Source organism: Pseudomonas sp. LBUM1640 (genome assembly GCF_059716225.1).
Window position 1 is genome coordinate 2,052,544 of sequence record NZ_CP166816.1, and the last position, 14,328, is coordinate 2,066,871.

At 59.4% G+C, this 14,328-nt stretch carries 14 protein-coding genes; 5 read left to right on the forward strand and 9 right to left on the reverse strand.

What is annotated here, in order from left to right:
• The first annotated feature begins 108 nt into the window (after positions 1-108).
• The 3 genes from msrB (at position 109) to ACA065_RS09235 (ending at position 1,684) form a co-directional block, all read left to right on the forward strand.
• Complete coding sequence (gene msrB, locus ACA065_RS09225) at positions 109-501, forward strand: peptide-methionine (R)-S-oxide reductase MsrB (RefSeq protein ID WP_497694238.1); 393 nt, start codon at positions 109-111, stop codon at positions 499-501.
• Positions 502-710: 209 nt separating this feature from the next.
• Positions 711-1,196, forward strand: a complete 486-nt coding sequence (locus tag ACA065_RS09230) for a glutathione peroxidase (RefSeq protein WP_497694239.1) — start codon at positions 711-713, stop codon at positions 1,194-1,196.
• Positions 1,193-1,684, forward strand: a complete 492-nt coding sequence (locus ACA065_RS09235) for a MarR family winged helix-turn-helix transcriptional regulator (RefSeq protein WP_497694240.1) — start codon at positions 1,193-1,195, stop codon at positions 1,682-1,684. The genes ACA065_RS09230 and ACA065_RS09235 overlap by 4 nt, the downstream gene beginning before the upstream one ends.
• On the opposite strand, the gene ACA065_RS09240 is transcribed toward ACA065_RS09235, so the two are convergent.
• Entirely contained in the window at positions 1,638-3,947 is a 2,310-nt protein-coding gene (locus ACA065_RS09240; RefSeq protein WP_497694241.1) for a hybrid sensor histidine kinase/response regulator, read from the reverse strand. The genes ACA065_RS09235 and ACA065_RS09240 overlap by 47 nt on opposite strands.
• Before the next feature lie 164 nt (positions 3,948-4,111).
• On the opposite strand from ACA065_RS09240, the gene ACA065_RS09245 reads away from it, so the two are divergent.
• Complete coding sequence (locus tag ACA065_RS09245; RefSeq protein ID WP_497694242.1) at positions 4,112-5,002, forward strand: ATP-binding protein; 891 nt, start codon at positions 4,112-4,114, stop codon at positions 5,000-5,002.
• On the forward strand, positions 4,999-5,481 hold the full coding sequence (locus tag ACA065_RS09250; RefSeq protein ID WP_497694243.1) for a GAF domain-containing protein: 483 nt from the start codon (positions 4,999-5,001) through the stop codon (positions 5,479-5,481). The genes ACA065_RS09245 and ACA065_RS09250 overlap by 4 nt, the downstream gene beginning before the upstream one ends.
• Positions 5,482-5,506: 25 nt before the next feature.
• Here ACA065_RS09250 and ACA065_RS09255 read toward each other — a convergent pair whose 3' ends face one another.
• From ACA065_RS09255 to ACA065_RS09290, 8 genes are all read right to left on the reverse strand, one after another.
• The gene (locus tag ACA065_RS09255; RefSeq protein ID WP_497694244.1) at positions 5,507-9,142 is read right to left on the reverse strand and encodes a transporter substrate-binding domain-containing protein; all 3,636 of its coding nucleotides are present in this window, start codon (positions 9,140-9,142) and stop codon (positions 5,507-5,509) included.
• Between the two features lie 8 nt (positions 9,143-9,150).
• A complete protein-coding gene (locus ACA065_RS09260; RefSeq protein ID WP_497694245.1) occupies positions 9,151-9,777 on the reverse strand; it encodes a response regulator in 627 nt (208 codons plus the stop codon).
• Positions 9,778-10,033: 256 nt separating this feature from the next.
• A complete protein-coding gene (locus ACA065_RS09265; protein ID WP_497694246.1) occupies positions 10,034-10,429 on the reverse strand; it encodes a response regulator in 396 nt (131 codons plus the stop codon).
• Between the two features lie 173 nt (positions 10,430-10,602).
• Entirely contained in the window at positions 10,603-11,934 is a 1,332-nt protein-coding gene (locus ACA065_RS09270; protein WP_497694247.1) for a deoxyguanosinetriphosphate triphosphohydrolase, read from the reverse strand.
• 72 nt (positions 11,935-12,006) lie between these two features.
• Positions 12,007-13,170, reverse strand: a complete 1,164-nt coding sequence (locus ACA065_RS09275) for an EAL domain-containing protein (RefSeq protein WP_497694248.1) — start codon at positions 13,168-13,170, stop codon at positions 12,007-12,009.
• A gap of 94 nt (positions 13,171-13,264) precedes the next feature.
• A complete protein-coding gene (locus ACA065_RS09280; RefSeq protein WP_497694249.1) occupies positions 13,265-13,600 on the reverse strand; it encodes a hypothetical protein in 336 nt (111 codons plus the stop codon).
• Positions 13,597-13,983, reverse strand: coding sequence for a phage holin family protein (locus ACA065_RS09285; RefSeq protein ID WP_083359418.1), 387 nt, complete (start codon positions 13,981-13,983; stop codon positions 13,597-13,599). The genes ACA065_RS09280 and ACA065_RS09285 overlap by 4 nt, the downstream gene beginning before the upstream one ends.
• Positions 13,984-13,987: 4 nt before the next feature.
• A complete protein-coding gene (locus tag ACA065_RS09290; protein ID WP_017136182.1) occupies positions 13,988-14,302 on the reverse strand; it encodes an ElaB/YgaM/YqjD family protein in 315 nt (104 codons plus the stop codon).
• Positions 14,303-14,328: the final 26 nt, after the last annotated feature.

Here is a 14,328-nt window from a genome sequence, read left to right on the forward strand (position 1 = left end):
CCGGTAGCGCGGGTGCCAGACTGGCGTTTTGAAGAGGCGCAATCATACGTGCCGCCTGATCCATGGAAAAGATACAGATCAGGCTTTTTCAGTTGCCGAGGTGGATTGATGGATAAGTTGCAGAAAACGGTTGATGAGTGGAAGGCCATGCTCGACCCGGAGCAGTACAACGTGTGCCGCCTCAAGGGCACCGAGCGACCTTTCAGCGGCAAGTACAACGAGACCAAAACCGACGGTGTGTATCACTGCATCTGCTGCAATGAACCGCTGTTCGATTCCAAAACAAAATTCGATTCCGGCTGCGGCTGGCCGAGCTTTTACGCGCCGATTGCCGACAGTGCCATGATCGAGATCCGCGACGTCAGCCACGGCATGATCCGCACCGAAGTGACCTGTGCCAAGTGCGATGCGCATTTGGGGCATGTGTTCCCGGACGGCCCGCCGCCGACGGGGTTGCGTTACTGCATCAACTCGGTGTGCCTGGACCTCGTCCCACGCTAGGGCAGACAACACCTCCCCAATGTGGGAGCGGGCTTGCTCGCGAATTCGGCGTATCAGTCAACTTATGCGCAGACTGACACACTGCATTCGCGAGCAAGCCCGCTCCCACATTGGGGCCGAGTAGGCGCCATCAATCCGATTAATTAAATTGCACACAATTGAATTGCCTACTATCTTTCAACTTCTTCCACCTTATTCGAGGCACTGCCATGAGCGACAACCTGCTGAGCATCCCATGCACCACCATCAAGGGTGAGCAAAAGACCTTGGCCGATTTCGCCGGCAAGGCCATTTTGGTGGTCAACACCGCCAGCAAATGTGGCTTCACCCCACAGTACAAAGGCCTCGAACACCTGTGGCAGCAGTACAAAGACCAGGGGTTGGTGGTGCTGGGGTTCCCCTGCAACCAATTCGGTAAACAGGAGCCGGGCAATGAAGCTGCGATTTCCGAGTTCTGCGAGCTGAATTTCGGCGTCAGCTTCCCGCTGTTCAAGAAGGTCGACGTCAACGGCAGCGAGGCCCACCCGCTGTTCGTGCAGCTTAAAAAACAGGCGCCCGGTCTGCTTGGTTCCAAGGGCATCAAGTGGAATTTCACCAAGTTCCTGATTGGTCGTGACGGCCAGGTGGTCAAGCGTTTTGGCCCGACCACCAAGCCCCAGAACTTGACCCAAGAGATTGAAGCCCTGCTCAAATGATCGACGTACCCACCGTGTCCTTGGCCCTGGACGATCAGCTGTGTTTCAAGCTTTATGCCGCCTCACGCGCGGTGACACGCGCCTACAAGCCGATGCTCGATCAGTTGGGCCTGACCTACCCGCAATATGTGGTGATGCTGGTGTTGTGGGAGTGGCACGCGGCAACTGCGCCGCACCCTACGGTCAAGGCATTGGGGAAGCGGTTGATGCTCGATTCCGGCACGCTGACGCCGCTGCTCAAGCGTCTTGAGCAGCTCGCCTTGATACGGCGCCAGCGCAGTGCACGGGATGAGCGGGAGGTGCACCTGAGCCTGACCTCGGCCGGTGTGCATTTGCGCGACCAGACCCATGGCTTGAAAACCCGGCTGTTGTGCGACAGTGGTATCGACCTGAATCAGGCCGACGCCTTGCGCGATGGCCTGGACCAGTTGCTGGCGCAGCTCAAAGGCTTGTCGTCTGCGGCACCCACAGGTCCAGCAGAGCCTTGAGCTCTTCGCGGCGAAACGGCTTGGCCAGGTAGTCATCCATCCCCGCGGCCCGGCAACGTTCGCGTTCCTCGGACAGGGCATTGGCGGTCAAGGCGACGATGGGCAAGTCCGGCCAGCGCCCGCTGCGACGAATCTGCCGGCTGGCCTCGTAGCCGTCCATCACCGGCATGTTGCAGTCCATCAACACCATGTCAAAACGCTGTTCCTCCAAGCGCTTGAGCGCTTCGCCACCGTGGGCGGCCACGATCACTTCGCAGCCGAGCTTGCTGAGCATGCCCTTGGCCACCAACTGATTGACCGGGTTGTCCTCCACCAGCAGGATGCGCGCTCGATGCGCGAAGGGCGCGGCCTCCATCTGGATCGGGTCAAGGATCAGTGGCGCGTCGCTGCGCAAGTTGCGTTGCAGAATTTGGTACAGCGCGTTGCGGCTCAATGGGCGTGCCTGTTGCTGCAACGGCGCCAGGCCCGCGACTTCTTCGCTGGGCATGAAGTTGCCGTAGGCGGTCACCACCAGGATGGGCGCGGTAATGCCTGGGCGCAGGCGGAACAGACACTCCGGGCAATCAGTGATCAGCAAGTCGGGGGTTTGCCCACTCAAGTCATCGTCCTGGGAATAGACGCGCGGCGTCAGCCCCCAATGAGGCAGCAAAGTGGTGAGCAACTCCGTCAAGCCGCTGGCGGCGCTGGTGATGGCAATGACTTCGCCCGCCAGGGGCGCATACCGAGCTGCCGGCAAATGCGTGGGCAGCGGCAGATCGGCACAGAACTGGCTGCCAAACCCGACTTCCGAGCTGATACTCAAGCGGCCTTTCATCGCTTCACACAGGTTGTGTGTCAGCGCCAGCCCCAGCCCCGTGCCGCCAAACTGACGAGTGATACCCGCACCCGCCTGGGTGAACGGCTGGAATATCTTGACCTGCGCTTCCTGGGCAATGCCGATGCCGGTGTCACAGACTTCGATTTTTACCCGGTCATCCAGGGCGCTGAGGCGCACATCCACACGGCCAAAGCGGGTGAACTTCAAGGCATTGGAGAGCAAGTTGCTGACGATTTGCCTTACCCGCGTCGGGTCGCCAATCACTTGGGCGGGAAACAGCGGGTCAATCAGGCAGGTCAACTCGACACTGGGCGCGGCGTTCTGCGACAGCAAGTTGGCGGTGTCTTCCACCAGCGAACCCAGGTCGAAAGGGATGCGCTCAAGCTCAAGCTGGCCGGCGTCGAACTTCGACAAGTCGAGGATATCGTTGAGCAATTCCACCAGCACCTTGCCCGAATCGTGGGCGATGGACAGCTGCTGGCGTTGTTCGGCGTTCAGCGAACTGTCCAGTGACAACGCGATCATTCCCAGCAAGCCATTGAGCGGCGTGCGGATCTCGTGGCTCATATTGGCCAGGAATGCGGCTCTGGCCTGGGCCATGGCCAACGCAGTCAACTTTGCCGCTTCCAGTTCATCGTTGGACTGGCTCAAGCGCTGGTTGCTGGCCTTGAGCTCAAGCGTGCGCGCGGAGACGATATCTTCCAGTTGGCCCAGGTATTCGGTGAGGCGGTCTTCGGCGTGGCGCCGTTGCTGGATTTCGGTCTCCATGTTTTCAAATTGCTGGTTGGCGACGCTTACCAGCACGCCGATTTCGTCGTTTTCGTGCCCCGGAGGGCAATCCAGGTGCGCCTGCTTGCTGGTGCTCAGCGCCCGAATAATCCGCACCAGCGGCTGGGTCAGCATCACGTAGAACAGGCCCAGCAGGATGCCGGTCAATAGCAGGCTGCGGGCAAAGCCGTTAAGCAGCGTAATTTCGGCGCGGTGCAGGAAACGGCTGCCAAAGGCGTAGGTGTCCACATCCAGGCGCAGGACGCCGAGGGAATCGTTGGGCATGTGGCTCAGGAACAACCGGTCTTCAAACTGGCGGTTGGCGCCGAACAGAAAGTCGCTGAGAGGTCGGTAGGTGCTTTCCTTGCGCGGGCGATCAACGTCGGCCAGGACCACGCCGTTGTTATCGATTAGCTGCGCACGGATGATCGCCGGGGAGTGCAGCAGGCCCAGCGTCAGTTCCTGGGCGAGTTCGGCGTCGATGTTGTAGGCAATACGTGAAGCGGGGTTATGGCTGATTTCGATCAGCGAGCGTATTTCACGGTTGATGGATGCGTCTTCGCTGGCATAATCAATGCCGATTTGGATCAGACTGAGCAAGGTTCCCAAGACGAAACCGACCAGCACAGTCAATCGAGCTTGTTTATAAGACAAGCGGTGGGCGAACTTGATATCCATCGGGTGTTGAACCACTTTACGTTTCCCTTCGCCCGGCAAGCATAGCTGAACATCCACAGGCTCTGGCTTGGCCGGCATGAATCATTTTTTTATGCAGCCTCGTGCGGTCTGCCGCAGGGTTGCCAATACGCCATCTTTTGCAAGAACTTGCCAGAGGAATAATCGTGGATTCTCGATTGAATGCCTTTCTTGAGCGCGCCGATGCGGTACTGGCTCGCCTGGAGCCCTTGTTACCTGCACCGCGCCAAGCCATCGATTGGAACCAATGCCTTGCCGCCCGTTGGCAGCGTGAAGGCCGCAGTGGCTTTTTGCTGCCGTTGGAAGTCAGCCTGGACATGCGCCTGTCCGACCTCATCGGCGTAGACAAGCAACGTGAACAGCTGGCGCGTAACACTCAACAGTTTCTCGATGGCCTGCCCGCCAACCATGCGCTGCTGTGGGGTTCGCGCGGCACGGGTAAATCGTCGATGGTGCGCGCCTTGCTCGCCCAACACGCCAAGGCCGGTTTGCGCCTGATTGAAATCGAGCGCGACCACCTGGCCGACCTGCCGCGTGTGGTCGAGCAACTGCTCAAGCTGCCACAGCGTTTTATCCTGTTCTGCGACGACCTGTCTTTTGAGGCCGGCGAGGGCGACTACCGCGTGCTCAAGAGCGTGCTGGACGGCTCACTGGAACAGGCGCCGGAAAACGTGTTGCTGTACGCCACCTCCAACCGTCGTCACCTGGTGCCGGAAAACCAGAGCGACAACGACAATTGGAAGCGGGTAGACGGTGAATTGCACCCCAGTGAGGCCGTGGAAGACAAGATCGCCTTGTCCGACCGTTTTGGCTTGTGGCTGTCGTTCTATCCGTTCAACCAGGAACACTTTCTGGATGTGGTCGAACACTGGATCGGCGAGCTGGCCAGCAAGGCCGGTTTGCAGTGGCAGCGTGATGAAGCCCTCGATATCCTTGCCGTGCGCTGGGCCACCGGGCGTGGCAACCGCAACGGCCGATGCGCGTATCAATTCGCCCGTTACTGGGTAGGTCTGAAGTTGTTGGAGCGTCAACCATGATTGATTTGCAACAGGCCGGCACCGGCCTGGACGGCTATGCCATGCTCTGCGCGCAGTTGGAGTCGCTGCTGGCCGATGAGCGCGACTTCATCGCCAACAGCGCGCAGTTCTCGGCGTTCCTGTTCAACCAGTTGGACGATCTGAACTGGGCAGGCTTCTACCTCAATCGCAACGAGGAATTGGTGCTTGGCCCGTTCCAGGGCCAGATCGCCTGTGTGCGTATTCCGTTCGGTCGTGGCGTATGCGGCGCGGCGGCAGCCTCGCGGCAAACCCAGCGGGTGGAAGACGTTCACGCGTTTGCCGGGCATATCGCCTGTGACAGCGCCTCAAACAGCGAGCTGGTCGTGCCGCTGGTCAAGGCTGGCGTGTTGATCGGCGTGCTTGATCTGGACAGCCCGTCGCTGGCCCGTTTCAGCCTTGAGGACCAGGCGGGTATCGAGCGGTTGGTGGCGATTTTCCTGCGTTTGACCGACTGCTGATCGGTGAGGAGGGGGCTAGCCTCGGTTATGGGCTATCCAGTTTATGGAGCTGCACATGCAGCGTCCTCTCCAGTTCGAGCATGAGCTTTTCCAGGGACTTCACGTAGGTTTCGATCAGGGGGCGATCATCGCTGCGGGCACAGGCTTGCTCCAGTGTTTCGCATTGCGCTGCCAGTGCGCTTGCCTGCACGATGCGCGCCGCGCCCTTGATTTTGTGGGCTTGCTCGATGATGTCTTGGGGCGCCGCCTGCCGGGCGAGCAGAGCGAGCAGTTCCTGGCGGTCCTGACGGCTGCTGCTCAACAGTTCCTCCAGTAAGCGCCGGCTCAATTGCGGATCGCCACCGGTTAACGCGTCCAGACAGTCCAAGTCCAACTGCTGGCCTGCAGGTTGCGGCCGGATTTGCCCCAGTTGCTGCTCCAGTGCCGTGAGGCTGATGGGTTTGAACAGGCAATCGTTCATGCCCGCTTGCGCGCAGCGATGTTTCTCCTCGGGTTGGGCATTGGCGGTGAAGCCGAGTATCACGCAAGGCGCCAATTGCTCTCGTTGCTCATATTCACGGATCGAGCGGCTCAACTCGTAGCCATTCATGACGGGCATATTGCAGTCGGCGATCACCAAGTCGAAGCGCTCCTGGCGCCAGGCTTGAAAGCCGGCAGCACCGTGCTGGGCGGCAGTGAACTGATGCCCCAGGTAACCCAGTTGCTGGCACATCAACAAGCGGTTCGCCGGGTGGTCGTCCACCACCAGTACGTTGAGTACCGGAGCGGCAGCGGGTGTCTGCGACTTGAGTTCGTCCACCACTTCAATTGGCTGCAGAAGCGTCATGTTCAGGGTGACATGTACCTGGGTGCCAACCATCGGCACGCTGCTCAGGCTCAGTTGCCCACCCATCATCGCGCACAGGCTGCGACAGATAACCAGGCCCAGGCCTGCTCCGCTCCTGGCCAGGTGCCCGGAGTTGTCAGCCTGGGCAAAGGGTTCGAACAGGCGTAATTGGTCGTCTCGGCTGATGCCGATACCGGTGTCCTCGACCACCAGTTTCATCTGGATCTCCTGCGGCCGTTCGGTGGCTTGCACGTGCACCTTGATCTTCACCTGCCCGCGCTCGGTGAACTTGATCGCGTTGCTGACCAGGTTGGACAGCACCTGCTTGAAGCGCAAGGGGTCGATCAGCACGGCGGTATCGTCGATAACCGGGTCGAACTCAAGCAACAGGCTAAGGGTTTTCTGTCGGGCCAGGCCATCGAAAACGCGCACCACCGACTCGATCACCTCTCCCAGGTTCACGCGTTCCGGCGCCAGGCTCAGACGGCCGGACTCGATGCGCGCGATGTCCAGGATGTCGCCGATCAGCTCCAGCAGGTCCTTGGCCGAGTTGTAGGCCACTTCGATCGCCGGACGATCAAGATGGCCTTGGTCGGCGCGCTTGAGGGTCAGCTCCAGCATGCCGATCACGGCGTTCATCGGCGTACGGATTTCATGGCTCATGGTGGCGAGAAAGGTGCTTTTGGCGCGGTTGGCTTCATCGGCGCGCTCTTTCGCGGTGCGCAACTCGTCGAACAGTTGGCGCCGATCACTGATGTCGATCCAGCCACCGATAATGCCTTGCACTTCGCCGTCCGAATCGCGATAGGGCAGGATCCAATGGTAGATGGTCAGTTTTTTCCCTTGAATATGCAGGGTGCGATCAAGGATCAACGGGATACCTTCAACCACCACCCGTTGGTAGTCGGCGTGATATTGCGCGGCTTCCGACTCCAAGGCCATGTCCATCTGGATCACACTTTTGCCAATCACCTCTTCGCGCTTGACGTCAAACACTTGCAGGTAACTGTCATTGCAGGTTTGCAGCAGCCCCTTGCGATCACGCACATAGATTGGGTGCGGCGTCTCATTGACCAATGCACGCATGAACTCGAACTGATCGTTCAGGGCTCGCTCGGCCATCTTCCGGTGTTTGATCTGGCGGCGCATGTAGGCGTTCCAGGTCAGCGAGATCAGCAGCAACAGCCCGGTGCCGATGATGATTTGCGCGATCAGTTGGTGGTAATCGCGCCAGTAGCTGTCGGAGGCGGCGGTGTAGCCTCGCCAGCGACTGTTGATCACGCCCATTTCGTCCGGGGCAATGCTCAGCAGTGCCTTGTCGAGGATTGAACTCAGTTCGACGGCGCGGCGTGGCGTCGCCAGGGCGAACGTGGCGGGCAGGGTGCCGATACTGGTGCTGATCTGCAGTTTGTCCTGGAACATCAGGGAGGACAGAAAGTAGTTGGCGATCACCAGCGAATTCACCGCGCCTTCCACATTCCCCTGGGCCAGCAGTTCTGAGGCCTTGAACGTATCACTGACTTCCACCAGGCGCACCAGTGGGAAATTCTGCCGCAGGATTTTTTCCAGTGGGTTGCCCTCGGTGATTGCCAGGCGCAAGCCTGCCATCTGCTCCAGGTTCGAGGGGGCGTTGGGCTCCTTGCGGGTCAGCAGCACATAGGAGTTTTCCAGGTAGGGACGGCTGAAACTCAGCTGGGCTTCCCTTTCAGCGCTGGGGACGATAGCGCCGATGATGTCGGCTTTGCCGGTGGCGAGCTGGTCGATCATCGCGTTGACTTCGCGAGTGCGCTGGATCTCGAAACGCAACCCGGTACGCAGGCGAATCAGTTCCAGCAAGTCTGCGGTGATGCCGCGAAAGTTGCCGTCGGCATCGAAGAACGTCAGCGGCGCGAGGGTCTCATTGACGACGACTTTCACCACCGGGTGGTCTCTGAGCCAGCGCTCTTCGCGTTGGGTCAGTTGCAGTTTTTTATCGGTCAGCAAGATATCGCTGCCGGCGCTCCAGCGCTTGGCGATGCTGTCCCGCTCATTGATGGGCACGGCGGCCAGCACCGCGTCGACGATGCTCAGGAGCGTGTGTTGGTCCTGGCGCAGCGCAAAGCTGAAACCGTAGGCTTCATGCTTGCCGAAGTTGGCCATGCGGATATTTTTCAGGTAGCCCTTGTTGATCATGTAATGGGTGGAAATGGTATCGCCGAGAAACACGTCCGCCTGTTCGAAAGCGACTGCATTCAGGGCGTTTTGAAACGAGGGGTAGGTGCGGATTTGCGCTTGCGGGTATAACTTTTCCACTTCGCCCAGCGGCAGGTAATGGTAGACCAGGCTCATGCGAAGCCCGGCCAGGCCGTCGCTCAGGCTGCGCGTTTCGCCCTCGCGGGTCACCAGTACGGGTTGATCCACTGCGTAGGGTTGCGACAGGGTGAGGTTCGGGTTGGCGGCCTCAAAACCGTTGGAAGAGCCCAGCAGGTCAATTTCACCTGTTTCAAGGGCCTGGATCGCTGCCTGCCGCGAGGGGTAGCGAAGCACCTTGATCGGCACGGCCAGGGCTTTGGCCAGCAGCCCCGCGTAATCGGCGGTCAGGCCCTCATAGTCGCGGCCGCTGGAGGTGAGATCGAAGGGCGGGTAGTCAGGTGCCGCAGTGGCTAATACCAGCTCGCGTTTGTTCTGCAGCCACTGGCGCTGAGCCTTGTCCAGTTGAACATCCAGTTGAACGGCACCCGCGCGGCTCAATAAGGTGAAGTGTTCCGGACCGGTTTGAGCGGTCGCAGGCACGGTCGCGCTGAAGCACACACCGGCGATTAATATAATCAAATAGTCCTTTATACACCTGGGCATCCGCTTTCTCACACTAGCGCGTTTCGTTTTGCCATCTCGATAAGTTCTACCAAGGATTTGGCTTTAAGTTTTTGCATCAGCCTTTTTTTGTAAGTGCTTACTGTTTTGTTACTCAGAAACATGCCTTTGGCTATTTCTTTGTTGGTGCGCCCTTGTGCGAAAAGTTGCAAGACCATTAGTTCTCGATCATTCACCGTCTTGAACAGTTCAAGTTCCTCGAAGTCCTTGCCGTCTGCACTGTTGGCATTCAATGCCTGGCTGGGGAAGTAGTTGTAGCCCGACAGCACCGCGCGGATGGCGCTCAGCAGTTCGCTCAGGTCACCTTCCTTGCACACATAGCCGTCTGCACCTGAGCGCATGCAGCGTGTGGCGAACAGCGTCGGGCATTGGGCAGTCAGAATCAGGGTTTTCATCGAGGTGTTCATGGCGTTGAATCGGCACAGCACTTCGAGGCCGTCAAGTTTGGGGATGCTGATATCCAGAATAATCAAGTCCGGCAGGCATTCACGAACCATCTGTATCGCATCACACCCGTTGTCCGTTTCACCGACGACTTTATAACCTTCATGTTCCAATAACATCCGGATCGCCAGCCGGATAACGGGGTGGTCATCTATGATAAAAACTGTGTTCATAATCACGTTCCATGCAAGTGCAAATAAAGCGGGCACATTAGCTCAGAAGATGAGGGAGGCGCATGAACCTTGTGGGGAGTAGGTATAAAACAAGAGAATTCCTACATGAAAAAAGGTAACCGCCTACCGGCTGCTCAGTCTTTGTGACTGTAGGTGTAAGTAATTATTGGGTGATTGCGCTCATCGACGGTGCCAGGGATTCAGCGGGGGCTCTGATGAGATCTTTCGTCGGTGGGTAGTGTTTAAAGTCCTACATTTATAATGAGCGTATTGGTGCAATCAACGTTGCAAGTTCATCTCTGTTCAGGGGTTTCAATAAATAACCCAGGAGTGGCAAGCCACGCTGCAGGGCCTGGCTTGTCAGGTTGGACAGTTCCGTAGCGGGGAGCCCGCTCAACAGGATGGCGCCCGTTATAAAACGTCGACGGTTGGCAATTTCCACCAGTTCCAGCCCTGGTAAATCAGGCAGGCATTGATCGCATAGCATGAGATCAAAAGGGGCCTGGGACTGAGACATCACGCGGATGGCCTGTTCGGCATTTTCTGCGAGGGTCAGATGCTCGTAGCCGAAGCTTTTAAGCAGGCACTGAGTGGCCAGGAGCTGAAAGGGATGATCCTCCACCAACAGGATTCGGAGGGGGGAACTGGGCATAGGAGGCACATAGGTTCAGTCAAATGTCGAGGGTTGGAACGTAGGAATTGCTCGCCACGTCCGCCGGAAGCGTGCGTGATTATTCCTCGAATGGGTGTGCGAATTCGATCAGGCCGCTCTGTTCCCGTCGTAGGCAAATTCTACCCGGGCGGCAGGCGGCGTGACCGATAGCGTCACTGCGGGCTGGAGCGCCCAGTCATCTCCCGCGCCATTTCGGTTGCATAGCTGTCTGTCATGCCGGCGATAAAGTCGATCATGCGCAGGAACGAGGCGTGCAACGGCCAGGCCGGGTCTGGCGCGTTATTGCCCAGCAGGTCGAGGATGCGCCGGTTCTTGAACGACGGCGTGCGCCCGCCATGTTGCTCCAGCGCCGCCCCGCAAAACGCGTTCAAGAGGATTTCCAGGGTGGTGTAGGCGCCGATTTCATGCAGGGTCTTGCGCTTGTCCTGGAAGATTTTCTTGCGGGCCATGTCCTTGGCGTCCAGCACGCAACGCTTGGCGGGACCGTGCATGTGTTCCACCAGATCGCCCGGCAGCGTGCCGGCGAGCAAGGCATCCTGTTGCTCGACAAAGGCGCGCGCCGCCGCATTGGTCAAGTGCTCGATGGCCTTGCCACGCAGGATCGCCAGCTTGCGCCGGCGCGAGTCCTGCGAGCCCAGTTGCCGATACGTCTGGGGGAGATCGTCACCCACCAGGTCGAGCAACAATGACTCGACCTCGGCATATTCCAGCAACTCCATTTCCAGGCCGTCTTCGAGGTCGATCAACGCGTAGCAGATATCGTCTGCCGCCTCCATCAGGTAGACCAATGGGTGACGGGCCCAGCGTTGTTCTTCCAGCTGTGGCAGGCCGAGCTTATGTGCGATCTGTTCAAGGATCGGCAGCTCACTCTGGTAACAACCGAACTTATGCTTCTTATAGCCCAGCGAGTCTGCGTGACGGGCGGTCCAAGGATATTTCAGGTAGGTGCCCAAGGTGGCATAGGTCAGCCGTGTGCCGCCGTCGAACTGGTGGTACTCAAGCTGGGTCAGCACGCGAAAGCCTTGCGCATTGCCTTCGAAATTGAGGAAGTCATTGCGTTCGGCACTGCTCATGTCATCCAACCAGCCGCGCCCGGCCGCCTGTTGGAACCAGTGGCGAATGGCATCTTCGCCGGAGTGCCCGAACGGCGGGTTGCCGATGTCATGGGCCAGGCAAGCCGATTGCACCACCATGCCCAGATCGCTGGGGTCGCACCAGTCGGGCAGGGCGCTGCGCAGGGTCTCGCCGACGCGCATGCCGAGGGAGCGACCGACGCAACTGACTTCCAGCGAGTGGGTCAGGCGGGTATGGATATGGTCGTTGCTGGACACCGGGTGCACTTGGGTCTTGCGGCCCAGGCGGCGGAACGCGCCGGAGAAAATAATGCGGTCATGGTCTTTGTGAAACGGGCTGCGACCTAGTTCTTCCGGGCTATGCAGGGGCTTTCCAAGACGTTCGCGGGTAAGCAGGGTGGGCCAATCCAAGGCGGGTACTCTCCGTACGGTGAATGACACTGCCCAGCTTCGCGGTTCCGCCTTGGCGGGGCAAGCGAAAATCTACAGTCCGGCAGCGTCTATATCGATTAACAGCAAACGCTGACCGTTATCGAAGAATTGTCCGGCGGTCAGGCAGTATTGGTTGGTGGTGGCGTCGCGGTAGGTCGAGGAAAGGGTCAGGCGCCGTTCTTCCCACCCTTCGGCGAGCAGGTGGTAGAAGTAGGGCCGCCATGACCAGTTGTGTCCCAGGTAGCGGCTGTCGGCCTGCCAGGCGTCCTGGCGCCATTCGAAGTTGGGGGTCAGTTGGGTGCCATGCCGGTCGCACTGGTAGAAGCGCAGCAGCCAGGGGAAGCCCGGCAATTGCGGTAGCTGGTCCAGAGGCGCACGGTCCTGTGCCCAGGCCTGCAGGATTCTCATCAGCTCGGCCAATTGCAGGCGCAACTGCATGATGCGCCCGCGCTCTGCCAGCTTTTGCTGAACGTACGCGGTGCGCAGTTGGGCAAAGCGCGACACGAAAGCATCCGTGGCAAACCAGTCGAGTTGCGCCTGGGCAAACAGATAACCCTGCACATACCGTGCGCCGCATTCCAGGGCAAAACTCAACTGCGCCTCGGTTTCCACCCCTTCGGCAATGATCCAACACCCGGTCTTTTCGGCCATTTGCGCCAGCGCCCGCACCACTTCGCTGCTCGGTCCGCCCTTCGCGGCTTCCTGAAACAGGCGCATGTCCAACTTGAGTATGTCCGGTTGCAGCGCCAATACCCGATCGAGCTGGGAATAGCCGGCGCCGAAGTCATCAATGGCGATGCGTGCTCCGGCCTCGCGATAACGCACCACCACGTCGGCCAGGCGCTGAATGTCGCCGCCCAATTCGGTGATCTCGAACACAATGCGCTGTGGGTCGACCCCGTGGGCATGCACTTGCTTCAAGCTGGGCAAGGCTTGGCCGGGGCGCAGCCGGTTGATCCAGCGCGGTGAGATGTTCAGGCTGAGGAACCAGTCCTCGGGCGCTTCATGCAGACGGCTCAGGGCATTGTCGCGAATCTGCCGGTCGAGGCGCCGCAAAGCCACGCCAGGTGTGCGCGGGTCGGCAAACAATGGGCCTACCGACTGCAAGCGGCCATCCGCTTGGCGCAGGCGGCCGAGCGCCTCGACGCCGGCGATGCGCCCGGTGGCGGTGTCGATGAACGGTTGGAAACAGGCGAGCGGTTGCCCGTCGATCACGGGGCCTCCTTAAAAAAGCGTCGGCGAAAAAAGGCCCGGCCCTCATTAACGAGGGCCGGGCCGATTCTGTTTGCAAGAATGCAGCCAGTAGCGCCTAACCCTTGCGCCCTGCCATAGCCAATTTGATCAGCGGGATCAAACCGGCTCCCAACCGCACCAGGCGCGTCAGGCTGCTGACACTGCCGCCCTTGGCGCCCTTGCCGGTGAAAAAGCCCATCAGCGTGACTGCTGCCACGCCCCACAGCGGCGCGTGCTTGATGCCCAGGCTGTCCTGCCAGTTATGGCGCAGGTCGCGCACTTTGTTCAGGGGCACCATGAGTTGCTGGGACTCGTGGCGGATCTCCTGACGGTGCATTTCCATGCGCAGACGAATCAACGCCTTGCGCATTTCCCGGCGGGAAGTGTTTTGCGGGATTTCAGTCATGCTCATGGCAGCAGGCGCTCCCGGTCATTGGCCAGCTCTTCGAGGGTGGCATGGAAGGGCGTTGATTCATCGAATATCGCCGCTTTCAAGCGCACTCCGCAGAAGGCGGCGGCCAGGGTGTAGAACACGCAGAGGCTGATGATCCCGGTGAGACGGTAAGTGTCCCATACCAGAATCATCACCAACGCCGATAACCCCACCAGCAACAGCAAGGCAAACACCAGTGCCAGGCCCGCAAACAACAACAAGCTGACCGTGCGGGATTTTTGCTCCTGCAACTCTATGCCAAACAATTCGACGTGGCTGTGCAGCAAGCCCAGAACGGCCGCGCCCAGGCGTCGGGAAGTGGAGCTTGAGCTCGTGGACGAGCCGGATTCGCCGATAGACATGGTATTAGCGCCTTGTAGCCAGCAGACCGATCAAAAAGCCTACGCCGGCGGCAATGCCCACCGACTGCCAGGGGTTGGCCTGCACGTAATCTTCCGTCGCAGTGACCGCCGCCTGGCCGCGTTCGCGCAGGGAATCTTCGGTCAGTTGCAGGGTTTCACGGGCCTTGAGCAGGCTTTCGTGAATCTTGCTGCGCAGCTCGTCGGCCTGGTCACCGGCCAGCACGGCGGTGTCGTCCAGCAACTTTTCGGTGTCACTGACCAGGGTTTGAAAATCCGCCATCAGTATTTCTTGAGCAGTCTTTGCAGTTCTTCTGGCCATGGTTATCTCCGTGATTGGCTGATCTG

Bases quoted from the DNA above. Each gene is read 5' to 3' on its own strand.
- msrB (WP_497694238.1), top strand. From the start codon at position 109: ATGGATAAGTTGCAGAAAACGGTTGATGAGTGGAAGGCCATGCTCGAC.
- ACA065_RS09230 (WP_497694239.1), top strand. From the start codon at position 711: ATGAGCGACAACCTGCTGAGCATCCCATGCACCACCATCAAGGGTGAG.
- ACA065_RS09235 (WP_497694240.1), top strand. From the start codon at position 1,193: ATGATCGACGTACCCACCGTGTCCTTGGCCCTGGACGATCAGCTGTGT.
- ACA065_RS09240 (WP_497694241.1), bottom strand. From the start codon at position 3,947: ATGGATATCAAGTTCGCCCACCGCTTGTCTTATAAACAAGCTCGATTG.
- ACA065_RS09250 (WP_497694243.1), top strand. From the start codon at position 4,999: ATGATTGATTTGCAACAGGCCGGCACCGGCCTGGACGGCTATGCCATG.
- ACA065_RS09255 (WP_497694244.1), bottom strand. From the start codon at position 9,142: ATGCCCAGGTGTATAAAGGACTATTTGATTATATTAATCGCCGGTGTG.
- ACA065_RS09260 (WP_497694245.1), bottom strand. From the start codon at position 9,777: ATGAACACAGTTTTTATCATAGATGACCACCCCGTTATCCGGCTGGCG.
- ACA065_RS09265 (WP_497694246.1), bottom strand. From the start codon at position 10,429: ATGCCCAGTTCCCCCCTCCGAATCCTGTTGGTGGAGGATCATCCCTTT.
- ACA065_RS09280 (WP_497694249.1), bottom strand. From the start codon at position 13,600: ATGAGCATGACTGAAATCCCGCAAAACACTTCCCGCCGGGAAATGCGC.
- ACA065_RS09285 (WP_083359418.1), bottom strand. From the start codon at position 13,983: ATGTCTATCGGCGAATCCGGCTCGTCCACGAGCTCAAGCTCCACTTCC.
- ACA065_RS09290 (WP_017136182.1), bottom strand. From the start codon at position 14,302: ATGGCCAGAAGAACTGCAAAGACTGCTCAAGAAATACTGATGGCGGAT.